Source organism: Kitasatospora sp. NPDC051853 (assembly GCF_044452665.1).
In the GTDB taxonomy this organism is placed as follows: Bacteria; Actinomycetota; Actinomycetes; order Streptomycetales; family Streptomycetaceae; genus Kitasatospora.
On sequence record NZ_JBITBY010000007.1, the window covers coordinates 179,582 to 203,134 of the forward strand.

Annotated in this window: 21 protein-coding genes; 14 read left to right on the top strand and 7 right to left on the bottom strand. The window is 73.1% G+C overall.

The annotated features are described in order from the left end of the window. The first annotated feature begins 84 nt into the window (after window positions 1–84). Entirely contained in the window at window positions 85–2,958 is a 2,874-nt protein-coding gene (locus tag ACIA8O_RS21235; RefSeq protein WP_396295484.1) for a DEAD/DEAH box helicase, read from the top strand. 59 nt (window positions 2,959–3,017) lie between these two features. Here ACIA8O_RS21235 and ACIA8O_RS21240 read toward each other — a convergent pair whose 3' ends face one another. Next, window positions 3,018–3,935, bottom strand: a complete 918-nt coding sequence (locus ACIA8O_RS21240) for a 5'-3' exonuclease H3TH domain-containing protein (RefSeq protein ID WP_396295485.1) — start codon at window positions 3,933–3,935, stop codon at window positions 3,018–3,020. Between the two features lie 51 nt (window positions 3,936–3,986). Further along, on the bottom strand, window positions 3,987–4,997 hold the full coding sequence (locus ACIA8O_RS21245) for a cation diffusion facilitator family transporter (RefSeq protein ID WP_396295486.1): 1,011 nt from the start codon (window positions 4,995–4,997) through the stop codon (window positions 3,987–3,989). A gap of 116 nt (window positions 4,998–5,113) precedes the next feature. On the opposite strand from ACIA8O_RS21245, the gene chrA reads away from it, so the two are divergent. Beyond that, the gene (gene chrA, locus ACIA8O_RS21250; protein WP_396295487.1) at window positions 5,114–6,265 is read left to right on the top strand and encodes a chromate efflux transporter; all 1,152 of its coding nucleotides are present in this window, start codon (window positions 5,114–5,116) and stop codon (window positions 6,263–6,265) included. A gap of 66 nt (window positions 6,266–6,331) precedes the next feature. On the opposite strand, the gene ACIA8O_RS21255 is transcribed toward chrA, so the two are convergent. Further along, window positions 6,332–7,039, bottom strand: a complete 708-nt coding sequence (locus ACIA8O_RS21255; RefSeq protein ID WP_396295488.1) for a gamma-glutamyl-gamma-aminobutyrate hydrolase family protein — start codon at window positions 7,037–7,039, stop codon at window positions 6,332–6,334. 189 nt (window positions 7,040–7,228) lie between these two features. Between ACIA8O_RS21255 and ACIA8O_RS21260 the strand changes: the two genes are divergently transcribed. After that, window positions 7,229–8,281 carry a DUF2510 domain-containing protein gene (locus ACIA8O_RS21260; RefSeq protein WP_396295489.1) on the top strand — a complete coding sequence of 351 codons (1,053 nt, stop codon included), beginning with the start codon at window positions 7,229–7,231 and terminating at the stop codon, window positions 8,279–8,281. 64 nt (window positions 8,282–8,345) lie between these two features. On the opposite strand, the gene ACIA8O_RS21265 is transcribed toward ACIA8O_RS21260, so the two are convergent. Genes ACIA8O_RS21265 through ACIA8O_RS21275 form a run of 3 tightly spaced genes read right to left on the bottom strand, consistent with a single transcriptional unit; the run spans window position 8,346 to window position 10,955 of the window. Beyond that, the gene (locus ACIA8O_RS21265) at window positions 8,346–8,711 is read right to left on the bottom strand and encodes a hypothetical protein (protein WP_396295490.1); all 366 of its coding nucleotides are present in this window, start codon (window positions 8,709–8,711) and stop codon (window positions 8,346–8,348) included. A gap of 59 nt (window positions 8,712–8,770) precedes the next feature. Beyond that, window positions 8,771–9,982: an amino acid deaminase/aldolase gene (locus ACIA8O_RS21270; RefSeq protein WP_396295491.1), complete on the bottom strand. Its 1,212-nt coding sequence runs from the start codon at window positions 9,980–9,982 to the stop codon at window positions 8,771–8,773. Between the two features lie 43 nt (window positions 9,983–10,025). Then, window positions 10,026–10,955 (bottom strand): serine hydrolase, encoded by a 930-nt coding sequence (locus tag ACIA8O_RS21275; protein WP_396295492.1) that lies wholly within the window; start codon window positions 10,953–10,955, stop codon window positions 10,026–10,028. A gap of 95 nt (window positions 10,956–11,050) precedes the next feature. Here ACIA8O_RS21275 and ACIA8O_RS21280 point away from each other — a divergent pair, with 95 nt between their 5' ends. Then, complete coding sequence (locus ACIA8O_RS21280; RefSeq protein WP_396295493.1) at window positions 11,051–11,749, top strand: SseB family protein; 699 nt, start codon at window positions 11,051–11,053, stop codon at window positions 11,747–11,749. 324 nt (window positions 11,750–12,073) lie between these two features. Here ACIA8O_RS21280 and ACIA8O_RS21285 read toward each other — a convergent pair whose 3' ends face one another. Then, window positions 12,074–12,439 carry a DUF1844 domain-containing protein gene (locus ACIA8O_RS21285; RefSeq protein WP_345279502.1) on the bottom strand — a complete coding sequence of 122 codons (366 nt, stop codon included), beginning with the start codon at window positions 12,437–12,439 and terminating at the stop codon, window positions 12,074–12,076. Between the two features lie 467 nt (window positions 12,440–12,906). Here ACIA8O_RS21285 and infC point away from each other — a divergent pair, with 467 nt between their 5' ends. From infC to ACIA8O_RS21335, 10 genes are all read left to right on the top strand, one after another. Further along, complete coding sequence (gene infC, locus ACIA8O_RS21290) at window positions 12,907–13,659, top strand: translation initiation factor IF-3 (protein WP_396295736.1); 753 nt, start codon at window positions 12,907–12,909, stop codon at window positions 13,657–13,659. 115 nt (window positions 13,660–13,774) lie between these two features. Beyond that, a complete protein-coding gene (gene rpmI, locus ACIA8O_RS21295) occupies window positions 13,775–13,969 on the top strand; it encodes a 50S ribosomal protein L35 (protein WP_030286227.1) in 195 nt (64 codons plus the stop codon). 104 nt (window positions 13,970–14,073) lie between these two features. After that, the gene (rplT, locus tag ACIA8O_RS21300) at window positions 14,074–14,460 is read left to right on the top strand and encodes a 50S ribosomal protein L20 (RefSeq protein WP_345279500.1); all 387 of its coding nucleotides are present in this window, start codon (window positions 14,074–14,076) and stop codon (window positions 14,458–14,460) included. A 125-nt stretch (window positions 14,461–14,585) separates the two neighbouring features. Then, on the top strand, window positions 14,586–15,452 hold the full coding sequence (locus ACIA8O_RS21305) for a TrmH family RNA methyltransferase (RefSeq protein WP_396295494.1): 867 nt from the start codon (window positions 14,586–14,588) through the stop codon (window positions 15,450–15,452). A 79-nt stretch (window positions 15,453–15,531) separates the two neighbouring features. Beyond that, window positions 15,532–16,617 carry an ATP-binding protein gene (locus tag ACIA8O_RS21310; protein ID WP_396295495.1) on the top strand — a complete coding sequence of 362 codons (1,086 nt, stop codon included), beginning with the start codon at window positions 15,532–15,534 and terminating at the stop codon, window positions 16,615–16,617. 227 nt (window positions 16,618–16,844) lie between these two features. Next, on the top strand, window positions 16,845–17,966 hold the full coding sequence (gene pheS, locus ACIA8O_RS21315; protein ID WP_396295496.1) for a phenylalanine--tRNA ligase subunit alpha: 1,122 nt from the start codon (window positions 16,845–16,847) through the stop codon (window positions 17,964–17,966). Next, window positions 17,966–20,479 (top strand): phenylalanine--tRNA ligase subunit beta, encoded by a 2,514-nt coding sequence (gene pheT / locus ACIA8O_RS21320; protein ID WP_396295497.1) that lies wholly within the window; start codon window positions 17,966–17,968, stop codon window positions 20,477–20,479. The genes pheS and pheT overlap by 1 nt, the downstream gene beginning before the upstream one ends. A 472-nt stretch (window positions 20,480–20,951) precedes the next feature. Then, the gene (locus ACIA8O_RS21325) at window positions 20,952–21,707 is read left to right on the top strand and encodes a hypothetical protein (RefSeq protein ID WP_396295498.1); all 756 of its coding nucleotides are present in this window, start codon (window positions 20,952–20,954) and stop codon (window positions 21,705–21,707) included. 102 nt (window positions 21,708–21,809) lie between these two features. Continuing rightward, window positions 21,810–22,616 (top strand): chitosanase, encoded by an 807-nt coding sequence (locus ACIA8O_RS21330; protein WP_396295499.1) that lies wholly within the window; start codon window positions 21,810–21,812, stop codon window positions 22,614–22,616. Between the two features lie 96 nt (window positions 22,617–22,712). After that, a complete protein-coding gene (locus ACIA8O_RS21335) occupies window positions 22,713–23,507 on the top strand; it encodes a DUF4328 domain-containing protein (protein WP_396295500.1) in 795 nt (264 codons plus the stop codon). The last annotated feature ends 46 nt before the right edge of the window (window positions 23,508–23,553 follow it).

Sequence of the window (23,553 nt, forward strand, 5' to 3'; positions counted from 1 at the left end):
GGCGTCGCCGTCTGCGTACCCGTCCCGCCCGGCCCTTCCCCGGCCCGGCATCCAGCAGTCCCACGGGAAGAAGAGGTGACGCCGATGAACAGCGCCGTGCCCGAGCGCCCCGAGAACCCGGCCGCTCCGGACACCGAGGAGCTCAGCCCCGCCGAGGCGTACGCCGCCTTCCGCCGCCGGGCCAAGGAGCAGGCCACCGTCCTGCACGGCTTCCGGCAGCTCTACGACTTCGAGTTGGACGAGTTCCAGCTGGAGGCCTGCCGCTCCCTGGAGGCCGGCGAGGGCGTGCTGGTCGCCGCCCCGACCGGCTCCGGCAAGACCATCGTCGGCGAGTTCGCCGTCCACCTCGCCCTGCAGTCCGGCCGCAAGTGCTTCTACACCACGCCGATCAAGGCGCTCTCCAACCAGAAGTTCGGCGACCTGGTGAAGCGCTACGGCGCCGACAAGGTCGGCCTGCTGACCGGTGACAACAGCGTCAACGGCGACGCCCCGGTGGTCGTGATGACCACCGAGGTGCTGCGGAACATGCTCTACGCGGGCTCCTCCGCGCTGGACGGCCTCGGCTACGTGGTGATGGACGAGGTGCACTACCTCGCCGACCGCTTCCGCGGCGCGGTCTGGGAGGAGGTCATCATCCACCTCCCCGAGTCCGTGGTGCTGGCCTCGCTCTCCGCCACCGTCTCCAACGCCGAGGAGTTCGGCGACTGGCTGGACACCGTGCGCGGCGGCACCAAGGTGATCGTCTCCGAGCACCGGCCCGTGCCGCTCTGGCAGCACGTGATGGCCGGAAACCGCATGTACGACCTGTTCGCCAACCCCGACCGGGACGGCCGCCCGAAGGGTTCGCTCACCAACCCCGCCAAGGCGGTCAACCCCGAACTGGTCCGGCTCTCCCGCTCCGAGGGCGACCGCAACCCGCGCGGCGACCGCTTCGGCCGCGGCCGGGGCCGCTCGATGCCCAACGGCCGCCCCAGCCGGGTCTGGACCCCGGGCCGGGTCGACGTCATCGACCGCCTGGACGCCGAGGGCCTGCTGCCCGCCATCACCTTCATCTTCAGCCGGGCCGGCTGCGAGGCCGCCGTCCAGCAGTGCCTCACCTCCGGCCTGCGGCTCAACCGCGAGGCCGACCGGGCCACCGTCCGCGAGATCGTCCAGGAGCGGTGCGCCGACATCCCCGACGAGGACCTGCACGTCCTCGGCTACTTCGAGTGGCTGGACGGGCTGGAGCGCGGCATCGCCGCCCACCACGCCGGCATGCTGCCGCGCTTCAAGGAGGTGGTCGAGGAGCTCTTCGTGAAGGGCCTGGTCAAGGCCGTCTTCGCGACCGAGACCCTGGCACTGGGCATCAACATGCCCGCCCGCTCGGTGGTGTTGGAGAAGCTGGTCAAGTGGAACGGCGAGACCCACGCCGACATCACCCCCGGCGAGTACACCCAGCTCACCGGCCGGGCCGGTCGCCGCGGCATCGACATCGAGGGCCACGCGGTCGTGCTCTGGCAGCGCGGCCTCGACCCGGAGGCGCTGGCCGGCCTGGCCGGCACCCGCACCTACCCGCTGCGCTCCTCCTTCCGCCCCTCCTACAACATGGCCGTCAACCTGGTCGGCCAGTTCGGGCGGCACCGCTCCCGCGAGCTGCTGGAGACCTCCTTCGCACAGTTCCAGGCCGACCGCGCGGTGGTCGGCATCGCCCGCCAGGTGCAGAAGAACGAGGACGGGCTGGCGGGCTACCGCGAGTCGATGACCTGTCACCTCGGCGACTTCGAGGAGTACATGGGCCTGCGGCGGCAGCTGAAGGACCGTGAGAACGAACTCGCCCGCGAGGGCACCGGCCAGCGCAGGGCCGCCGCCGTCGAGGCCATCGAGGCGCTCAAGCCCGGCGACGTCATCCACGTCCCCACCGGCAAGTTCGCCGGCCTCGCCCTGGTCCTCGACCCGGGCCTGCCCCCGGTCTCCCGCTCGCCGCGCCACCAGCGCCACCCCGACTACCAGGACGGGCCGCGCCCGGTCGTCCTCACCGCCGAGCGGCAGGTCAAGCGGCTGGCGATGATCGACTTCCCGTACCCGGTCACCGCCGTCGACCGCCTGCGGATCCCCAAGTCCTTCAACCCGCGCAGCCCGCAGTCCCGCCGCGACCTGGCCTCCGCCCTGCGCACCAAGGCCGGCCACCTCGAGCCCGAGCGCTTCCGCAAGGGCCGGGCCGCCGCGGCCGACGACGCGGAGATCACCCGCCTGCGCACCGAACTGCGCCAGCACCCCTGCCACGGCTGCTCCGACCGCGAGGACCACGCCCGCTGGTCCGAGCGCTACCACCGGCTCCAGCGCGACACCCAGGTGCTGGACCGCAAGATGCGCTCCCGCACCCACACCATCGCCCGCACCTTCGACCGCGTCTGCGGCCTCCTCACCGACCTCGGCTACCTCAGCGGCGACACCGTCACCGACGACGGCAAGCGCCTCGGCCGCCTCTACGGCGAGCTCGACCTGCTCGCCTCCGAGTGCATCCGTGAGGGCGTCTGGGCCGAACTCGCCCCGGCCGAACTCGCCGCCTGCGCCTCGGCGTTGGTCTACGAGTCGCGCCAGTCCGACGACGCTGCCGCCCCGCGGGTCCCCGAGGGCGCCGCCAAGGACGCCCTCGCCAGCATGGTCCGCATCTGGGGCCACCTCGACGCCCTGGAGGAGCAGCACCGCATCAACACCGCCGAGGGCGTCGGCCAACGCGAACCCGACCTCGGCTTCGCCTGGGTCGCCTACCGCTGGTCGCTGGGCCACAACCTCGACCAGGTCCTGCGCGACGCCGACCTCCCGGCCGGCGACTTCGTCCGCTGGACCAAGCAACTGATCGACGTCCTCAGCCAGATCCAGGACGCGGCGGGCGACGACACCAAGCTCCGCACCACCGCCCGCAAGGCGGTGGACAGCCTCCGCCGCGGCATCATCGCCTACAGCTCGGTCGGCTGACCGAAACGGCGGCGCCCGTACCCGACTCACCGTCAGTCCGGGTACGGGCGCCGCCGTGTTCACGCACCCAACGTCTCCACCAGGCGCTCCAGTGAGCTGCCGAGGCCCCAGCGGGTGGAGAGTTCCTCCAGGGTCATCGGGTCCAGCGGCTCCTTGGGGAGGGCCGGGTCGAAGTCCGGGAGGGGGGCGTCGGTGGCGACCCGGACGACGGTGGGGGCGACGTCGAGGTAGGGGGCGGCTTCGAGGAGGTTCTTGCGGCGGGCCGGGGTGAGCTTGGAGAGCGGGTCGGCGGCGGCGGCGCGGATGGCGGCGAGGTCGCCGTACTCGCGGATGAGCTGGGCGGCGGTCTTCTCGCCGATGCCCTTGACGCCGGGGAGGCCGTCGCTGGGGTCGCCGCGCAAGGCGGCCATGTCGGCGTACTCGGCGCCGGTGACGCCGTACTTCTCCAGCAGGGCGGCCTCGTCGGTCAGCTGGGCGTTGCCGACGCCCTTGAGGGGGTAGAGGACGGTGATCTGCCGGGCGTCGTCGACGAGTTGGAAGAGGTCGCGGTCGCCGGTGACGATCTGGACCGGGCCGGTGGCCCGGGCGGTCAGGGTGCCGATGACGTCGTCGGCCTCGTAGCCGGGGGAGCCGAGGCGGGCGATGCCGAGGGCGTCGAGGACCTGCTCGATGACGGGGACCTGGGGGGCGAGGGTGTCGGGGACCTCCTCCTCGCCGTCCACCGCCGCCTCGGCGACCCGGTGGGTCTTGTAGGTGGGGATCAGCTCGACCCGCCAGGCGGGGCGCCAGTCGGCGTCCATGCAGGCGACCAGCTGGTCGGGCCGGTGGTCCTGGACGAGGCGGGTGATGAAGTCGAGCAGGCCGCGCACGGCGTTCACCGGCTGCCCGTCGGGAGACTTGATGGACTCCGGCACGCCGAAGTAGGCACGGAAGTAGAGGCTCGCCGAGTCGAGCAGCATCAGCCTGGGTGCGGTCATGTCTCCGATCATGCCGTACCTCGCTGACGGAGCCTCACATCCGCGGGGGCGTCAGTGCTTGTGCGGCTCGCTGCGGTGCACCGGTCCGTGGACGTCGTCGCAGTGCTCGTCCCGGGCCTGGACGGCCGTCCGTCCGAGGGTCAGCAGGTCCTGGCCGAGCTGTTCGCCGACGTGGTCGACCTGGAGGGTGGTGTGGGTGATCCGGTACTCGTCCCGCAGGGTGCGCTGGAGGTCGCGGCGGACGGCGTGGCAGTCCCCGCCGGGGGCGACCAGGATGTGGGCGGAGAGGGCGGGTTCGCCGGAGGTGATCTCCCAGATGTGCAGGTCGTGGATCTCCTTGACCTCGGAGCCGGCGATCAGCCGGTCGGCGACCGCGTCCGGGTCGATGCCGGCCGGGGCGGCCTCCAGGAAGATCCGTCCGGAGTCGCGGACCAGGCCGGTCCCGGCCTTGAGCATCAGGGCGACCACGATCAGCGAGGCGATCGGGTCGGCCCGGGTGAAGCCGGTGGTCAGGATGACGGCGCCGGCCACCGCGGTGGCGATGAAGGCGTAGAGGTCGGTCAGCACGTGCTGGAAGGCGCCCTCGACGTTGAGGGAGCTGCGGTTGGCCTTGGACAGGCACCAGGTGGCCGCGACGTTCACCACGATGCCGACCAGCGCGGTGACCAGCACCAGCGAGCCGGTCACCTCCGGCGGATCGAGGAGCCGGACGACCGCCTCGTAGCCGAGCCAGGCGGAGAGCAGCAGCAGGGTGATGCCGTTGGCCTGGGCGGAGAGGATCTCGGCCCGCTTGAGCCCGTAGGTGTAGCCGCCGCGGGCGGGCCGCCTGGCGAGGGCCATGGCGATCAGCGCGAGCACGATGGAGACCGCGTCGGTCAACATGTGCGCGGCGTCCGAGATCAGTGCCAGCGACCGCGCGGCGAAGCCGACCACCACCTCGCCGAGCATGAAGACGACGATCAGCGCCAGGGCGGCGAGCAGCCACCGCCGGTCGGCGTCGGCGGAGACCCCGTGGGAGTGACCGCCCGATCCGTGCTGATGGTCGTGCTCGTGCTTCGCCATGCTGGTCCTCTTCCCGGCGGACGGGCTCCGCAACGGTTTCCGCCGGTTCATCAGCCGGTCGGCCGTCTGCGCTAGGGTTCCGCCGCCGAACAGTGATCACCGGGGAGAGCCGAGAAGTGCCGGAGCGTCAGGAACGGGTGTCCCTGGGCACCATCGCCGTCGAGTGGGGCCGGATCGGGTGCACCGGTTTCGGCGGGCCGCCGACCCACATCCTGCTGCTGCGCAGGCTCTGCGTGGAGCGGCGCGGCTGGCTGAGCACCGAGGAGTTCGAGGACGGCATCGCGGCGACCAACCTGCTGCCGGGGCCGGCCTCCACCCAGCTGGCGATCTTCACGGCCTGGCGGCTGCGCGGCGTCCCGGGGGCGCTGGTCGGCGGGGCCTGCTTCATCGTGCCCGGGCTGCTGCTGATCCTGGCCCTCGCGGTGCTCTTCCTGGCCGGTGACCCGCCCGCCTGGGTGCTGGGCGCGGCGGCCGGCGCGGGGGCGGCCGTCCCGGCGGTGGCGGCGCACGCCGCGGCCGCGCTGGTCCCGGGCAGCTGGGCCCGGGCCGCGGCGGGGGAGACGGGCGGCGAGCGCGCGGGCCGGGCCCGGTGGGTGGTGTACGCGGCGGCGGGGGCGGCGGCCGCGCTGCTCACCGGGCCGTGGCTGGTGCTGGTGCTGCTGGCCGCCGGGCTGGCCGAAGTCGCCGTCCGGCAGCGGAGCCTGACGCTGCCCCTGGTGCTCGGGGCGCTGCCCGCCACCGGCGGGCTGGGGGCGCTGGCCTGGGTCGCGTTCAAGGTCGGCGCGCTCTCGTACGGCGGCGGCTTCGTGATCATCCCGCTGATGCGGGCCGACGCGGTGGAGCGGTACGGCTGGATGACGGACGGTCAGTTCCTGAACGCGGTGGCGCTCGGCCAGATCACCCCGGGGCCGGTGGTGCAGACCGTCGCCGTGGTCGGGTACGCGGCCGCCGGGCTCGGCGGCGGGCTGCTGGCGGCGGCGGTCGCGTTCGCCCCGTCCTTCCTCTTCGTGCTGTTCGGCGCGAGCCGCTTCGACCGGCTGCGGGCCGACCGGCGCGTGCAGTCCTTCCTGACCGGCGCCGGCCCGGCCGTGGTCGGCGCCATCGCCGGTTCGGCCGTGCCGCTCGCCCTCGGGCTGCAGTACGGCTGGCAGGTCGCGGTGCTCGCCCTCGCCCTGGCCTGGCTGCTGGCCGCCCGCCGCTCCGTGGTGGCCTGTCTGCTGCTGGCCGGAGCGGCGGGCGCGCTGGTCGGCCCCTGGTACGGACTCTGACCGGCCGTCAGCCCCCGCGACCGGCCGTCGACCTCCGTGACCGGCCGTCGACCTCCGCGACCGGCGTCAGCCGACCGGCGTGGGCACCAGCGCCGCCGTCACCAGGGCCTCCATCACCCGCAGGTCGGTGCCCTGCTCCGGGTGCCACTGCACGCCGAGCACGAAGCCCTCGCCCTCGACCGCCTCCACGGTGCCGTCCTCGGCCCGGGCACTGACCGTCAGGCCCTCGCCGAGCCGGTCCACCGCCTGGTGGTGGAAGGTCGGCACCACCACCTCGGCCTCCGGCAGCAGCTGCGCCAGCCGGGTGCCCGGCAGCGGACGGACCGGGTGCGAGCCGTAGTGGTTGGGCGAGCCGAGGTGGGCCGCGCCCTCCTCCAGGTGCTGGATCAGCGTGCCGCCGCAGACCACGTTGAGCAGCTGCATGCCCCGGCAGATGCCGAGCACCGGCAGCCCGGCGGCCAGTGCGGCGCGCAGCAGCGCGGCCTCCCAGAGGTCCCGCTCGGGTGCGAAGGCACGGGTCCTGGGATGGGGCTGCTGTCCGTACAGCGAGGGGTTGACGTCGGGGCCGCCCGCGATGACCAGGCCGTCCACCCGGGCCAGCAGGTCGGGGGCGTGCTCCGCGGGCTGCGGGGGCAGCAGCAGCGGGACGCCGCCGGCCTCCTGCACCAGCAGCGGGTAGCGGTGCGGGAGCAGGACGGCGCGCTGGGCGTCCCAGTGGTCCCACTTGGCCTCGGTGAGGTAGGTGCTGATGCCGATCACTGGCTTGTTGGTCATGGCCGGGATTCTGCCGCGTCCGGGCCCTTCCGTACGCAGGTTTCGCAGCGGCCCCACCCGTACGCCCGAGGCTCCGTCAGGTGCCGGGAGCACGTCCCGGAGGGTTCTCAGCGGAATCTCATCGAAAAACGGACGGAAAGGGCCGCCAACTGATACCGCGTTTATCCGGGGCCCCTTACATTTTCTGGCGTGAGCGAGCAGATTCCCGCCGGGTGGTACCCGGACCCGCAGGACACCACGAGCGACCCGAGGCCGCAGCGCTGGTGGGACGGGCAGGGCTGGACGGCCTCCACCCGGCCCGCGCCGGCGGACGCCCCCGCCCCGGCCACCGCGGCGGACGACGCGGCGGACGACGCGCCGACGGTGCTGTCGGCCCCGGTCGCCGAGCCGACGCCCACGGTGCTGACCGGGGAGGTGCTGGAGAACGGCGCCGCCTACCGCTACCCGGAGCCGCCGCCGTTCGCCCACCAGCCGCAGCCGAAGAGCGGCCCGTCCAAGCCGGTGCTGATCGTCGCCGCGGTGGCGGCGCTGGCCGGCCTGCTGGTCGGCTCCGGCGTCACCTACCTGGCGATGGACGGCCGGGCCGACCGCCGCGCCTCCGAGCGGATCCGCCCCGACTTCCGTCCGGGCGGCGACGGCGCCGAGGGCCGCGGCGCCCCCGACGCACCGGGCTCCTCGGCCTCCCCGAAGTCCCCCGACGGCAAGGGCCCCGACGGCAAGGGCGGCAAGAACGCGGGCCTGGCCGTGGACGTGGTCAACAAGCTGAGCCTCTCCGTCCCCTCCGGCTGGAAGTCCGGCACCACCAAGGACGGCTTCGCCGCCATGTCGGTCGGCTCCTACACCTGCGCCAGCGGCGACGGCGAGTGCTCGCTCGGCGGGGCCAACACCGGGCAGCTCCAGGGCGGCGACCCCAAGCAGGCCGCCGAGCAGGACATCAACGCGGCCGCCGAGCAGGCCTACGGGAAGATCAAGTCCCACGAGCAGCTCAAGTCCGAGCCGATCGCGGTGGACGGCCGGGACGGCTGGCTGGTCCGCTGGAAGGTGGACGCGCCCGAGGGCAACGACGGCTACGTCCAGACGGTGGTCTTCCCGACCGCCGACGGCAAGGGCCTGGCCACCCTGCACCTGGGCTTCGACATCGCCGACAAGGCGCCCACGCTCAGCCAGATGGACAAGATCGTGGAGTCGGTCAAGGCCTTCAACGGCAGGATCGGCGAGGGCGGCCCCGGCACCGGCACCTGACGCCCCCTCACCCCGCAGACCCGGACGGCCCCGCACTCCTCCCCGCGGGGCCGTCCGTGCGTGCTCAGCCCTTGATGATCCCGATGTTCTGCGCCTGGATCACCTTGCCGTGGAAGGTCCCGCCGGTGATCACGTTCTCCGCGCCCTGGTGGATCTTCACGGTGGTTCCGCCGTGCTCCGAGACCAGCGCCCGCAGCTCCTCCGCGAAGGCCGGGTTCTCCTCCACCGCGCTGCGCAGCCACTCGGTCAGCGAGGTCCGGTCCCCGTACTGCTCGAACTCCTCGCGGGCGATCTCCAGCTCGGCCGTGACCACCTCCTCGCGGTCCCGCCCGAAGTACGCGGCCACCCGGTTGCGGACGGCCTGCCACGCGCTGGTGGTCATCGCACCCGTCAAGGTGGTGGCCACCGCGGTGATCAGCTCGGCTTCCATGTCCCTGCCCCCTGGCCTCGGTGATGTCCCGTCAGACTAGGACAGCGCACGGACGGCCGTCAGAGGAACGTCCGTCCCTCGCCCCGGTAGGTCGGCACGGTCGCCGTCACCCGGTCGCCCTCGACCAGGTGCAGCTCGGCGAAGCGCTCGCACAGCTCGCCCGCCTTGGCGTGCCGGAACCAGACCTTGTCCCCGATCCGCAGGTCGTCCGCGGCCGCGCCGAGCAGCGGGGTCTGCACCTCCCCGGCGCCCTCCTGCGGGTCGTACCGCAGCCCGGCCGGCAGGTACGGCACGGGGGAGCGGTCGGCACCCGCCGCACCCGAGGCCGGGTACCCGCCGCCGAGCACCGTGACCACCCCGAGCCCGGGCCGCCGCACCACCGGCTGGGCGAACAGCGCGGCCGGCCGCCCCTGGAACGAACGGTAGTTGTCGAACAGCCGGGGCACGTACAGCCCCGACCCGGCGGCCACCTCGGTCACCGCCCGCTCCGCCACCGTGGACTCCACGCTGCCGGTGCCGCCGCCGTTCACGAACTCCAGCTCGGCCACCTCGCGCAGCCGCCGCACCACCGCCGCCCGCCGCACCGCCAGCTCCCGCCGCGCCTTGGCCTGCATCGCCTGGATCACCTTGGACCGCACCGGCCGCCCGGCCAGCGAGTCGCCCACCCCGGCCACGTGGCCCTCGTACGCCATCAGCCCGACCACCCGGAAGCCCGGGCGGCGCTGCACCAGCTCGGCGAAGGCACCCAGCGCCTCCGGGGTGCGCAGCGGCGCCCGCCGGGCCCCGATCCGCACCTTGCCGCCCAGCAGCTGCAGCGAGGTGTCCAGCTCCAGGCAGACCCGGACCTCCTCGGTGCCCCCGCGGGCCGCGTCGATCAGCTCCAGCTGCGCCGGGTCGTCCACCAGCACGGTGACCTCGGCGGCCAGCTTCGGATCGGCCGTCAGTTCCGCGTACCCGGCCCGGTCGGCCGAGGGGTACGCCAACAGCACGTCCCGGAAGCCCTCGCGGGCCAGCCAGAGCGACTCGGCCAGGGTGAAGCTCATCACCCCCGCGAACCCCTCCACCGCCAACGCCCGCTCCAGCAGCGCCCGGCAGCGCACCGACTTGCTCGCCACCCGCACCGGCTTGCCGTTCGCCCGGCGGACCAGGTCGGCGGCGTTGGCGTCGAAGGCCTCCAGGTCCACCACCGCCAGCGGCGCGTCCAGGTGCGCGGTGGCCCGGTCGTACCGGGCCCGGTCGGCGGCGAGGCCGGGAGCCGAGAGCTTGGTCATGGCCGCAGACTGCCACAGCTCCGTACTCATGGGTAGGGGGTTGTCAGTGCGTCAACTCCCCGGTCAGCGCGCCCGCGGCGGCCTTCGCCAGCCCCTCGACGGTGGCGATCCCGGCCGCCTCGTCCGCCGACCCCTCGGTCAGCACCGCCAGCAGCAACTCCCGGCCGTCGTACGTCACCCGGCCGATGCTGTTCACCGCCCACCGGCCGGTGGCGCTGCGCGGCAGCCAGCCGTTCTTCAGGGTGTACGCGCCGTCCTGGTCGGCCGCCGAGACGCCCCAGTCCTGGTCCGCCTCGACCTGCCCCATCAGGGACTGCAGGTACGCCTGCGAGCCGGCGGTCAGCGGGGAGCCGGAACCGGAGCCCGAGCCGAAGACCACCTGGAGCAGCCTCAGCTGGTCGGCGGCCGTGGTGCTGGTCAGGCCCCAGGAGCCGTCCGTCCCGGCGGTGGTGGCGGTCAGGCCGAAGGCCGCGTTGGCCTCGTCCAGCCCGGCCGCGCCGCCGACGGCGCGCCACAGGGCGTCGGCCGCGTCGTTGTCGCTCTGCTCGATCATCAGGGCCGCGGTGGCCTTCTCGTCGGCGCTCAACTCCCGCCCGGCGCGCTGGCGTTGCCAGAGCAGGGCGGCCAGCAGATCGGCCTTGACGATGCTCGCGGTGACGAAGGAGCCGCCCCCGTAGACCGCGCTCGCCCCGCTCGCGGCGTCCAGCACCGCGACGGAGACCGCGCCCTCGGCGGGCACCTGCGCGGCGGCCGAGGCCAGCACGGCGTTCAGGTCCACCGGTGTCGGTGTCGCTGTGGGTGCGGGTGTCTGCGTCGGTGTCGCGGCCACCGCCTGCGCGTTGACCACCGCCGCCGTCGGGTGCCCGCTACCGCCGTCCGCCTGCGCCACCCACACCCCGCCCGCCGTCAGCGCCAGCACCGGCAGCAGCAGCGCACCCCCGATCCGGCTCCTGCTCCTGCGCGTCCCTGTCATGCCGTCGACCCTGCGCCGCGCCCATGGACGCGGCCTGAGCCGCCGATGAGCACCGGCTGAGAATGCGACCGCCCGGTTGGCATACCCTCAAGCGGGTGGAGCAGCAGAAGAACATCCCGAACCCCGGATTCGCCGCCGACGACGGCACCGCCGACCCCCGCCTGAGCGCGGCGCTGGCCGCCTGGCAGCAGAACGGGGCCGGAGAGCCGGAGCTGCTGGCCGCCCTGACGGGCAGTCGGCTGATGGTCCCGATCGTCGCCCTGCTCGGCGAGGTCGAGGTCGACGCCCACGGCCACAAGCACGAGAAGACCAGCGACATGGCCGTCCCCGTCATCGAGGCCCCCGACGGTCGTCGTGCCCTGCCCGCCTTCACCTCACTGGCGTCCATGGCCGCCTGGCGCGCCGACGCCCGCCCGGCCCCGGTGGCCGCCCCGCAGGCCGCGATGGTCGCCTACTCCGAGCGCGCCGACACCCTGCTGGTCGACCCGGCCGGGCCGGTCACCTACACGCTGAGCGGCGCCCGGCTGCGCGCCGTCGCCGAGAACCGCCCGTACCTGCCGCCGGCCGAGGACCCGGCTGTCCGGGCCGCCGTGCAGACGCTGATCGAGGCCGAGCCGGCCGTGCTCCGGGCCGAACTGCGCCCGGGCACCGAGACCGACGCCGTGCTCGCCCTCTCCCTCGCCGAGGGCACCGACGTCCCGGAGCTGGCCCGCCGCCTGGCCGCCGCCCTGGCCGCCGACGACACCCTCCGGCTCCGCCTCGACCGCGGCCTCGACCTGGCCCTGCTCGGCTGAGCCCCTGGCCGGCGGAATTGGTCACACCAGGGGCGCGAGGAACTGCGCGAGTCCGGAAGGCGGACCAGCGTGAGGTCGGGGCACGCGAGCCAGTTGCACGTGCTGCCGTTCCCCTGCGCGCAGTTCCCCGCGCCCCCGGTGTGACCACCTACGCGAGCTGGATGCCGCTGATGTGCGGCTCCGCCTCGGGGCGCGAGTCCGGAAGGCGGACCGGTGTGAGGTCGGGGCACGCGAGCCAGTTGCACGTGCTGCCGTTCCCCTGCGCGCAGTTCCCCGCGCCCCCGGTGTGACCGCCTACGCGAGCCGGGCGCTGCCGGCAGGCAGTCAGCTGTAGACCGGGCCGGTGAACTTCTCGCCCGGGCCGGAGCCCGGGGCGTCCGGCACCAGCGAGGCCTCGCGGAAGGCCAGCTGGAGCGAGCGCAGGCCGTCCCGGAGCGGGGCGGCGTGGAAGTTGGAGATCTCCGGCGCGCCGGCCGTGACCAGCCCGGCCAGGGCGGTGATCAGCTTGCGGGCCTCGTCGAGGTCCTTGTCCTTCTCGCCGCCCTCGGCGAGACCGCACTTCACCGCGGCGGCGCTCATCAGGTGCACGGCGACGGTGGTGATCACCTCGACGGCCGGGACCTCGGCGATGTCGCGGGTGAGGTCGTCGAAGCCGATCTCGTCGTCGTGCGGGGTGGTGTCGTCGCTCACGGGTGCTCACTTCTTCGATGGAGGCGTACACCAGGGAGCGTACCGAGCACCCGCCCGGTGACCGCCCCCCGGAGGCGGAATACCGCAGCTCCCGGAAACGCTGGTATGCTTCGAGACTGACCGGCCAGGAGGTCTTCGGACCGCCCGGCCAGCAAGTGGAGGCTCCACTCACAGGAGGCCCGAGAGGGCAACCGCGAAAGTCTCCCACCTGATCGGCCTAGCGGTCGACGGGTCCGGTCCGCGACACCTGAGCCGCAGGGCTCCAGCGAGTCGCCGCAGCGCCCCCGACGGGGTGCTGCCCCGGTCTGTGGAGCCCCGCTTGTATACCGAGCGGGGCTTTTTTCGTGCCGCGGTGCGTACGCCAGTGGGCAGCGCAGCACGAATGAAGCCCCGCCCAGTGGTCGAGTCCACTACGTGCGACCGCCGTCCGACGGCCGCATCGCAGAAGGTGCAACCGAGGAGGCCCCATCAGCACCGAGCCCCGCATCAACGACCGGATTCGCGTCCCCGAGGTGCGACTCGTCGGTCCCAGCGGCGAGCAGGTCGGCATCGTGCCGCTTGCCAAGGCGCTGGAGCTCGCGCAGGAGTACGACCTCGACCTGGTCGAGGTCGCGGCGACCGCCCGGCCGCCGGTGTGCAAGCTCATGGACTACGGCAAGTTCAAGTACGAGTCGGCCATGAAGGCCCGTGAGGCGCGCAAGAACCAGGCGCACACGGTCATCAAGGAGATGAAGCTCCGGCCGAAGATCGACCCGCACGACTATGACACCAAGAAGGGTCACGTCGTTCGGTTCCTCAAGCAGGGCGACAAGGTCAAGATCACGATCATGTTCCGCGGTCGTGAGCAGTCCCGCCCGGAGCTGGGCTTCCGACTGCTCCAGCGGCTGGCCTCGGATGTCGAGGACCTCGGCTTCGTCGAGTCGTCGGCCAAGCAGGACGGCCGGAACATGATCATGGTTCTGGGCCCGCACAAGAAGAAGACCGAGGCGATGGCCGAGGCCCGTGCGCTGGCCGACGCCCGCAAGGCCGAGCGTCAGGGCCGGAACATCGGTTCCGCCGACGCCGACGCCGCGGACGACGACGCCGCGCTCGAGGCCGAGAACGCCGCCCTCGAGGCCGAGGCCGACGAGGTCGAGGACACCGAGGTGGAGGCCGACGAGGCCGCCGCCGAGGAGACCGCCGAGGTCGAGCAGCCGGCCGAGACCGCCCAGGACGCCTGAGCGGTCCGGTCACCCAGGTAGTGGGGCGTCCCGCCCCGCTCACCAGATCAATCCGGCCCCGCCCGCGCGGAAACGCGCGGGCGGGAGTCCGGACCGACGAGGAAGAGACGGCGATATGCCGAAGCAAAAGACGCACAGCGGCGCCAGCAAGCGCTTCAAGATCAGCGGCTCCGGGAAGGTGCTGCGCGAGCGTGCCGGCCGTCGCCACCTGCTCGAGCACAAGCCCTCGACGCTGACCCGCAAGCTGGCCGGCACCGTCGAGATGGCCCCGGCTGACGCGAAGAAGATCAAGAAGCTTCTCGGCAAGTGATCGCCCGCCCGCGGCTGACGCCGCGGGAGTCCGGCTGATCCTTCCGACCCCATCGTTAACGGACCACGTGAAGTAGTCCGTGGTCCAACCCAAGGAGTAATGAAGTGGCACGCGTCAAGCGGGCAGTCAACGCCCACAAGAAGCGCCGGGTCATCCTCGAGCGGGCCAGCGGTTACCGCGGCCAGCGCTCGCGCCTGTACCGCAAGGCCAAGGAGCAGGTCACCCACTCGCTCGTTTACAACTACAACGACCGCAAGAAGCGCAAGGGTGACTTCCGCCAGCTCTGGATCCAGCGCATCAACGCTGCGGCCCGTGCCAACGGCATCACCTACAACCGCTTCGTGCAGGGCCTGAAGATCGCGAACGTCGAGATCGACCGCAAGATGCTGGCCGAGCTCGCCGTGAACGACCCGGGTGCCTTCGCCGCCCTCGTCGAGGTCGCCCAGAAGGCGCTCCCCGAGGACGTCAACGCCCCGCGCGTCGCCGCCTGAGGCCGATCCCCAGAGGATCCTTCAGCCGTGTAGCTGATCCACCCAGACCCGCAGGTTCGCCTGCGGGTCTGCGTGCTTCCGGGCCCCGCCCGGAAAACCTGACACCGTGTCACAGAGACGAGACCATGCAGAGCACCGAGACCCCCCTGCTCACCTCCCTGCGCTCGCCGCGGGTGATCGCCGCGCGCAAGCTCGCCCGGCGCAACCAGCGGAGCAAGGAGCGGCGCTTCCTGGCCGAGGGCCCGCAGGCGGTCCGTGAGGCGGTCGCGTACGGCCGCCCGGCCGGGTCGGACCAGCACGTGGTGGTCGAGGTGTACGTCACGCCCGAGGCGGCCGAGCGGCACGCCGAGATCGTGGCCGCGGCCGAGGACGCGGGCCTGCCGGTGCTCACCGCCACCGACGAGGTGATCGCGGAGATCTGCGACACCGTCACCCCGCAGGGCATCGTGGCGCTCTGCCGCTTCCTGGACACCCCCTTCGAGGAGGTGCTCAAGGCCCGCCCGCAGCTGGTCGCCGTGCTGGCGCACGTGCGCGACCCCGGGAACGCCGGGACGGTGCTGCGCACCGCCGACGCGGCCGGGGCGGACGCGGTGATCCTCACCGACGCCTCGGTGGACCCTTACAACCCGAAGGCCGTCCGGGCCTCGGTGGGCAGCCTGTTCCACCTGCCGTTCGCGGTCGGGGTGCCGGTCGAGGAGGCGGTGGCCCGGCTGCGCGAGGCCGGGGTGCGGGTGCTGGCCGCCGACGGGGCCGGTGACCGGGACCTGGACCAGGAGCTGGACGAGGGCACCCTGGGTGCTCCCGGCGCGTGGGTCTTCGGCAACGAGGCCTGGGGTCTGCCGGAGGAGACCCGCGCACTCGCCGACGAGGTGGTGCGCGTTCCCATCCACGGACACGCCGAGAGCCTCAACCTGGCCACGGCCGCCGCCGTGTGCCTGTACGCCTCCGCCCGCGCCCAGCGGTCCCCGGGAGGGTGTCGCGCGAAGGGGTAGGGGCGCTAGGGTCGGACAGTGGGGGAACGGACACGGTGGGTGAGATCCGCCGGGGATCTTCGCGGGGAGGGCGACCCAGATGGCCGGTGACGGCGCCGAGCTGGAGCTGGACGAGCTGCCGGACGGCCTCGTGGTCGCCGACGCGTCCGGTGCCGTGGTGCGGTTCAACCGGGCCGCGGCCCGGCTGACCGGCATCCGGCCGGAGGCGGTGCTCGGGCTGCCGCTGGAGCAGGCGCTCCCGCTGGAGGACCTGGACGGGCGCCGCTGGTGGCAACTGACCGACCCGTACGGCGGCCTGACGATCCGTACGGGGCAGCCCGAGCGGTACCTGCTGCTGCCCGGCGGCCGCGAGCTGCTGGTCTCCGCCCGCTACGTGCGCGAGCGGCGCGGCGGCGCGGTCCGGCGGGTGGTGGTGGCGCTGCGCGGCACCGAGGCGCGCCGGCGCACCGAGCGCAGCCACGCCGAGCTGATCGCCACCGTCGCGCACGAGCTGCGCTCGCCGCTGACCAGCGTCAAGGGCTTCACCCGGACCCTGCTGGCCAAGTGGGAGCGGTTCACCGACGGCCAGAAGCGGGTGATGCTGGAGACCGTCGACGCCGACGCGGACCGGGTCACCCGGCTGATCGCCGAGCTGCTGGACATCTCCCGGATCGACGCCGGCCGACTGGAGCTCTGCAAGCAGGTGGTCGACCTCCCGGCGGCGGTGCGCCGGCACGTGGAGGGCAAGGTGGCGGCCGGCATCCCGGAGGACCGCTTCGACATCCGGATCGAGCAGCCGCTCACCCAGCTCTGGGCCGATCCGGACAAGCTGGACCAGGTGCTGGCCAACCTGCTGGAAAATGCGGTGCGCCACGGCGAGGGGACTGTCACGATCGAGGTGGCGCCCGCCAAGGAACTGGTGGAGAGCGCCGGGCGCGAGTGGGTCCTGGAGGGGACGGCGGTGACGGTGAGCGACGAGGGCAGCGGGATCCCCGAGGAGTCGATGCCGCGCGTCTTCACCCGCTTCTGGCGCGGCTCCAAGCGCGGCGGCACCGGCCTCGGCCTCTACATCGTCAAGGGCATCGTCGAGGCCCACGGCGGCACCATCCGGGTGAGCCGCGCCCCCTCCGGCGGCGCCCGCTTCCGATTTATCCTGCCCGCCGGAGTGCCCGACTTCATGCTCTGAAAGAGCATGACCGACAACACAGCATGTTGTAGGAGTCGAGAGCCCGGCGGGCGGTTCGCAGGCTGCGACTACACTCGACCATTGCGTTGTGTGACGCCCTGCGCGGTTGTGCCGCGGACACCCCTCTCGACTCGTACGGGAGCGGCTGCCCGTGCCCCGGCCACGCAGTGCGTAGCGCAATGGGCGAGGCACCCCCCTTCACGAGCAGGAGCACGGGAAAGATAGCGATGTCGGCACCCAACAAGGACTACGACCCGGTCGAGGTCGAGGCACTCAAGCCCGAAGCGGTCGAGCAGGCCCGGGACGAGGCCGTCGCGGCCTTCGCCGCGGCCGGCTCGCTGGAGGAGCTGAAGCAGGCCAAGGTCGCCCACACCGGCGACCGCTCGCCGCTCTCGCTGGCCAACCGCGAGATCGGCGCGCTGCCCCCGCAGGCCAAGGCCGCCGCGGGCAAGCTGATCGGCCAGGCCCGCGGCGCGGTGAACCAGGCGCTGGCGAAGCGTCAGGTCGAGCTGGAGGCGGAGCGGGACGCCCGCGTGCTGGTCGAGGAGGCGGTGGACGTCACGCTGCCGTACGACCGGGCCCCGCGCGGCGCCAGGCACCCGCTCACCACGCTGGCCGAGCGGATCGAGGACACCTTCGTGGCCATGGGCTACGAGGTCGCCTCCGGCCCCGAGGTCGAGGCGGAGTGGCTCAACTTCGACGCGCTCAACCTGCACGAGGACCACCCGGCCCGCTCCATGCAGGACACCTTCTTCGTGCAGGCCCCGGACGGCTCCGCCGACTCCGGCGTGGTCCTGCGCACCCAGACCTCGCCGGTGCAGATCCGCACCATGCTCGACCGCGAGCCGCCGCTGTACGCGGTGAGCCCGGGCCGGGTCTACCGGACCGACGAGCTGGACGCCACCCACACCCCGGTGTTCCGCCAGGTCGAGGCGATCGCGGTGGACGAGGGCATCACCTTCGCCGACCTCAAGGGCACCATCGAGGTGCTGGTCGAGAAGCTGATCGGCAGCGGCCTCGAACTGCGCTGGCGCCCCTCGTACTTCCCGTTCACCGAGCCGAGCGCGGAGATCGACCTCCAGTGCTTCGTCTGCCGCGGTGAGAGCGTCGGCAACCCGGACCGCCCGTGCCGGACCTGCTCCTCCGAGGGCTGGATCGAGCTCGGCGGCTGCGGCGTGGTCAACCCGCGCGTGCTGGTCGCCTGCGGCGTGGACCCGCAGCGCTACAGCGGTTTCGCCTTCGGCCTCGGCCTGGAGCGGATCCTGATGAACCGTCACAACGTCGCCGACATGCGCGACATGGTCGAGGGCGACGTCCGCTTCACCCTCCCGTTCGGAATGGAGATCTGATGCGCGTCCCGCTTTCCTGGCTGCGCGAGTACGTCGACCTTCCGGCGGGCGAGACCGGCCGCGACGTGGCCGCCCGCCTGGTCCGGGCCGGCCTGGAGGTCGAGACCGTCGAGCAGCTCGGCGGCGACCTCAAGGGCCCGCTGGTGGTCGGCCAGGTGCTCTCCATCGAGGAGCTCACCGAGTTCAAGAAGCCGATCCGGTACTGCATGGTGAACGTCGGCGACGCCAACGGCACCGGCGAGCCGCAGGAGATCGTCTGCGGCGCCCGCAACTTCGCGGTCGGCGACAAGGTGGTCGTGGTGCTCCCGGGCGCCGTGCTGCCCGGCCCGTTCCCGATCGCCGCCCGGCAGACCTACGGCCGCACCTCGGCCGGCATGATCTGCTCGGCCCGCGAGCTCGGCATGGGCGACGACCACGACGGCATCATCGTGCTGCCGCCGGAGTACGAGCCCGGCACCGACGCGATCGAGCTGCTCCAGCTGGTCGACGAGGTGCTGGACATCGCCGTCACCCCGGACCGCGGCTACTGCCTCTCCATGCGCGGCGTGGCCCGCGAGGCCGCCGCCGCGTACGGGCTGCCGCTGGCCGACCCGGCGCTGCTCGACGTGCCCCCGGCCAACTCCTACGGCTACCTGGTCAAGGTCGCCGACCCGGCCGGCTGCGACCGCTTCGTGGCCCGCACGGTGACCGGCGTGGACCCGTCCGCGAAGTCCCCGATCTGGCTCCAGCGTCGGCTGCAGAAGTCGGGCATCCGCCCGATCTCGCTGACCGTCGACATCACCAACTACGTGATGCTCGAGGTCGGCCAGCCGCTGCACGCCTACGACCGCGACCGGGTGGACGGCCCGATCCAGGTCCGCCGCGCCACCGAGGGCGAGACCCTCACCACGCTGGACGGCACCAAGCGCAAGCTCTCCACCGAGGACCTGCTGATCTGCGACAACTCCGGCCCGATCGGGCTCGCGGGTGTCATGGGCGGCGCCTCCACCGAGATCCTCGACCCGGTGACCGACCCGGAGACCGGCATCACCACCGGCTCCACCGAGATCGTCATCGAGGCCGCGCACTTCGACCCGGTCGCCATCGCCCGCACCGCCAAGCGGCACAAGCTGCCCTCCGAGGCCTCCAAGCGCTTCGAGCGCGGCGTGGACCCGGAGGCCGCCCGGGCCGCCGCCCAGCGCGCGGTCGACCTGCTGGTCCTGATCGCCGGCGGCACCGCCGAGGCCGGTGTCACCGACATCGCCGCCCCGCACCCGGTGCGCACCATCGCCATCGACGCCGACCTGCCGGACCGCGTCGCGGGCACCGAGTACGGCCGCGAGACCGTCACCCGGCGGCTCCAGGAGATCGGCGCCACCGTGGTCGGCACCGACGTGCTGGAGGTCACCCCGCCGAGCTGGCGCCCCGACCTCACCGACCCGTACGACCTCGCCGAGGAGGTCATCCGGCTGGAGGGCTACGACAACGTCCCCTCCCGGCTGCCCTCGGTACCCCCGGGCAAGGGCCTGACGGAGGCCCAGCGCTTCCAGCGCCGGGCCGGCGTGGTGCTGGCCGGGGCCGGCTACGTCGAGATCAACGCCTACCCCTTCCTGGGCGACGCGGCCTTCGACGCGCTCGGCCTGGAGGCGGACGACGCCCGCCGACGGACCGTCAAGCTGGTCAACCCGCTCAACGACGAGGAGCCGGCGCTGCGCACCACGCTGTTGCCGGGCCTGCTCGGCGCGCTGCGGCGCAACATCGGCCGGGGCAACACCGACCTCGCCCTCTTCGAGCAGGGCACCGTCTTCCTGCCGAAGGCCGAGCTCAAGGTCGCCCCGCGCCTGCCGGTCGACCGCCGCCCGACCGACGGGCAGCTGGCCGAGCTGGACGCCGCCCTGCCCGACCAGCCGCGCCGGATCGCCGTCGCACTGGCCGGCGAGCGGCTCCCCTCCGGCTGGTGGGGCAAGGGCGCCGGCGCCTCCTGGGCGGACGCCGTCGAGGCGGCCCGCACGGTGGCCCGCGCGGCCGGTGTGGAGCTGACGGTCCGCCAGGCGCAGTACGCGCCCTGGCACCCGGGCCGCTGCGCCGAGCTCTCGGTGGACGGCCGGGTGGTCGGCCACGCCGGTGAGCTGCACCCGCGCGTCATCAAGGCGCTGCACCTGCCGGAGCGCACCAGCGCGATGGAGCTCGACCTGGACCTGCTGGGTGCCGAGAACGCCGACCGGGTCTCCGGCCCGCCGGTCTCCGCGTACCCCGTGGCCACCCAGGACGTCGCCCTGATCGTGGACACCGCCGTCCCGGCCGCCGAGGTCGAGACCGCGCTGCGGGAGGGCGCCGGCGAACTGCTGGAGGCCATCCGGCTGTTCGACGTCTTCACCGGCGAGCAGGCCGGCGAGGGCAAGAAGTCGCTGGCGTACTCGCTGCGCTTCCGCGCGGCCGACCGCACGCTGACGGCCGACGAGGCCACCGCCGCGCGCGAGGCCGCCGTCGCGGCCGCCGCCGCCCGTACGGGCGCGGTCCTGCGCGGCGCCTGACGCTCCGCCGGCCACAGGGGCCCGGTTCCGCCACCACGGCGGGGCCGGGCCCTTTTCACGTGATTGGTCATGCCTCCGGGGGCGCGAGGAACTGCGCGCGGGGGAACGGCAGCACGTGCAACTGGCTCGCGTGCCCCGATCTGGCTCTGGGCCGCCTTCCGTACTCGCGCAGTTCCTCGCGCCCCTGCGGGGCGCAGCCCGGTGCGCCGGCATCACGTTCACCCGGACGCCGTCGCGTCGTGGTGGGTCGTGTGCGGTGCGTCGTGCCTAGCCTCGTGGTGGGGCGTAGCGAGGAGGCGGTATGCGACGGGCCGGGGTGTGGTTGGCGGGCGGCTGTGCGCTGCTGGTGACGGCGTGCGGGGCCCAGGTGGAACGTTCCTCCCTGAGCGTGCCCGAGCCCTCCGTCAGTGCCACTCCCAGTCCCAGTCCCACCCCGGAGCCGTCCCCGAGCCCCGGGCCGGGGGAGTCCGACGTGGCCCCGCTGGCCGCGCAGATCGCCCTGGCCGCCCCGGTGCAGCCGCAGCGCCCGGACTGTGCGCGCGACCTGAGCCGCGGTCAGCTCCCACCGGCGTACGGCGAGGGCCCGGCGGTGTGGCTCAGCAGTGCGGCCAACGGCCCGGTGGAGCTGCGGCTGACCGAGCCGGTCGCGCTCTGCCTGCACGGCTTCCGCACCGGCGAGGAGGTCGTGGTCACGATCTCGGTCGGCGGCCGGGGCTTCCGTACCGCCGTCCGCCCCGAGCCGGCGGCCGCGTTGCCGGAGGGGGAGGAGCCCGCCGAGGCGCTGTTCACCGGAGCGGGGCCGGCGGTCTACGGGGAGGACGGCGGCGTGCAGGGCAGCCGGACGTGGCTGCTGGTACCGCCGAACGTGCCCCGGGAGGCACTTGCCAAGGCCGGCTCCTTCCAACTCACGGCCCAGCAGGGAACGTTGACGGCCGGTCACGGCCAGGGCATCGCGCTGCCGGACCGCCCGGCCGGGGTCACGCCGGCGAACGCCCCGCGTCAGCTGGTGGTCTCCGGTTACCACCCCGGTGAGCTGGTGCCGGTCGGGCTGTACCGGCGGAGCGAGGGCGGGGACGGGGCGCAACTGGTGAGCCGGGCGGGGGAGGTGGTGATGCCGGTCTCCCGGGTCGCGGTCTTCGCCCTCCCGGATGCGGCCGTGCCCGCCGACGGGGCGGCGTACTGCGTGATGGTGCCGACCGAGGTGCCCGGCAACTGCCCCAAGGTTTGAGTGAGTTGTGGTGCCCTTGCTCTTGCGGGCGAGGCGGAGGCACGGTTCAATCGGTCTCCGTTAGGAAAGTTTCCTAACCGCCGCATCCCCACGGAGTGTGCCATGTCTGTCGTGCGCCGCCGTACCGCGATCACCGGCCTGCTGGCCGCCGCCGTCTCCCTCACCCTGGTCGGCGGCACCACCGCCCAGGCCGCCGGGGCGGGCCTGGACGACCCGGCGAAGAAGGAGATCGCCATGAAGCTGGTCTCCAGCGCCGAGAACTCCTCGCTGGACTGGAAGGCCCAGTACAAGTACATCGAGGACATCAAGGACGGCCGGGGCTACACCGCCGGGATCATCGGCTTCTGTTCCGGCACCGGCGACATGCTCGACCTGGTCGAGCACTACACGGACCTCAAGCCGGGCAACGTCCTGGCCAAGTACCTCCCGGCCCTGCGCAAGGTGAACGGCACCGACTCGCACGCCGGCCTCGGCTCCGCCTTCGAGCGGGACTGGGCCACCGCGGCCAAGGACGCGGTCTTCCAGCAGGCCCAGAACGACGAGCGCGACCGGGTCTACTTCAACCCGGCGGTCAAGCAGGCCAAGGCCGACGGTCTGCGCGCGCTCGGTCAGTTCGCGTACTACGACGCGATCGTGATGCACGGCAACGGCGGCGACTCCACCAGCTTCGCCAACATCCGTAAGCGCGCCCTCGGCAAGGCCAAGACCCCGGCCCAGGGTGGCGACGAGACCGCCTACCTGAACGCCTTCCTGGACGCCCGGGTGTGGGCGATGAAGCAGGAGGAGGCGCACAGCGACACCAGCCGGGTGGACACCGCCCAGCGGGTCTTCCTCAAGGCGAAGAACTTCGACCTGAACCCGCCGCTGAAGTGGAAGGTCTACGGCGACAGCTTCAGCATCAACAGCTGAACATAACGTTTGGAAATCCGGTCGGCCGCTGTGGTCATATGGGCGTCCCGGTCCCCCGGGACGGTGGGGGCGCAGCGATATGGACATTTCCGACCAATGAATTCCGAACAGAACGAAACGGCGCAGCCGTCGCCGTGGCAGGCCCCGTCGGCCACTCCGGCCGGGGCGGCGTACCCGGCCCCGCCGGTGATGCCCGCTCCGGCCGGTGCGTACCGCTCGGCCAAGGGCCTGGGGATCGCGGCCGTGGTGATGCTCGTCCTGGTCGCCCTGACCGACGTGCTGAACGCGGCGATGTCGCTGGTGGTCCGGGGTGAGTACCAGAAGCAGGTCGACGGCTCGGCCGGCTCCTCGGACGAGGTGGTCGGCCCGGAGGCGGTGGCGGGGCTGACCTCGCTGCTCCAGCTGGCGGCGTTGGTCGCCTCGGGCGTGGTCTTCCTCTGCTGGTTCTGGCGGGTGCGCAAGAACGCCGAGGCGCTCGCGCCGCACTTCCCGCACCGCAAGCGGCGGGCCTGGGCGATCTGGGGCTGGATCGTCCCGATTGTCTCGCTCTGGTTCCCGCTGCAGATGACCCAGGACGTCCTGCGGGCCGGCTCCCCGCAGCAGGCCCCGGGCCGGGGCGAGGGGCTCATCGGGGGCTGGTGGGCGGCCTGGATCGTCTCGCTCATGCTGGGGCGGATCGACCAGAAGCTCTACCTCGACGCGGAGACCGACGAGGCGTACGTCACCAGCTTCACGGTGACCCCGCTGGCCGACCTGGCCGACCTGGTCGCGGCCGTGCTGGCGATCCTGATGGTCCGCCGGCTGACGGCCGCTCAGGAGGCCGCCGCGGCGCGGGCCCCGCAGCAGCAGGCGTACTGGCCGCAGCAGTACCCGGCCGGGCCGCAGGTCTGACGGAGGTACGGCCCGGAGCCCCGGTGCAGTGGTGGACGCCACCGCG

Bases quoted from the DNA above. Each gene is read 5' to 3' on its own strand.
- ACIA8O_RS21270 (WP_396295491.1), bottom strand. From the start codon at position 9,982: ATGACCAAGCTCTCGGCTCCCGGCCTCGCCGCCGACCGGGCCCGGTAC.
- ACIA8O_RS21235 (WP_396295484.1), top strand. From the start codon at position 85: ATGAACAGCGCCGTGCCCGAGCGCCCCGAGAACCCGGCCGCTCCGGAC.
- ACIA8O_RS21330 (WP_396295499.1), top strand. From the start codon at position 21,810: ATGTCTGTCGTGCGCCGCCGTACCGCGATCACCGGCCTGCTGGCCGCC.
- ACIA8O_RS21240 (WP_396295485.1), bottom strand. From the start codon at position 3,935: ATGACCGCACCCAGGCTGATGCTGCTCGACTCGGCGAGCCTCTACTTC.
- ACIA8O_RS21265 (WP_396295490.1), bottom strand. From the start codon at position 8,711: ATGGAAGCCGAGCTGATCACCGCGGTGGCCACCACCTTGACGGGTGCG.
- pheT (WP_396295497.1), top strand. From the start codon at position 17,966: ATGCGCGTCCCGCTTTCCTGGCTGCGCGAGTACGTCGACCTTCCGGCG.
- rpmI (WP_030286227.1), top strand. From the start codon at position 13,775: ATGCCGAAGCAAAAGACGCACAGCGGCGCCAGCAAGCGCTTCAAGATC.
- ACIA8O_RS21305 (WP_396295494.1), top strand. From the start codon at position 14,586: ATGCAGAGCACCGAGACCCCCCTGCTCACCTCCCTGCGCTCGCCGCGG.
- ACIA8O_RS21245 (WP_396295486.1), bottom strand. From the start codon at position 4,997: ATGGCGAAGCACGAGCACGACCATCAGCACGGATCGGGCGGTCACTCC.
- ACIA8O_RS21275 (WP_396295492.1), bottom strand. From the start codon at position 10,955: ATGACAGGGACGCGCAGGAGCAGGAGCCGGATCGGGGGTGCGCTGCTG.
- ACIA8O_RS21310 (WP_396295495.1), top strand. From the start codon at position 15,532: ATGGCCGGTGACGGCGCCGAGCTGGAGCTGGACGAGCTGCCGGACGGC.
- ACIA8O_RS21255 (WP_396295488.1), bottom strand. From the start codon at position 7,039: ATGACCAACAAGCCAGTGATCGGCATCAGCACCTACCTCACCGAGGCC.
- pheS (WP_396295496.1), top strand. From the start codon at position 16,845: ATGTCGGCACCCAACAAGGACTACGACCCGGTCGAGGTCGAGGCACTC.
- ACIA8O_RS21335 (WP_396295500.1), top strand. From the start codon at position 22,713: ATGAATTCCGAACAGAACGAAACGGCGCAGCCGTCGCCGTGGCAGGCC.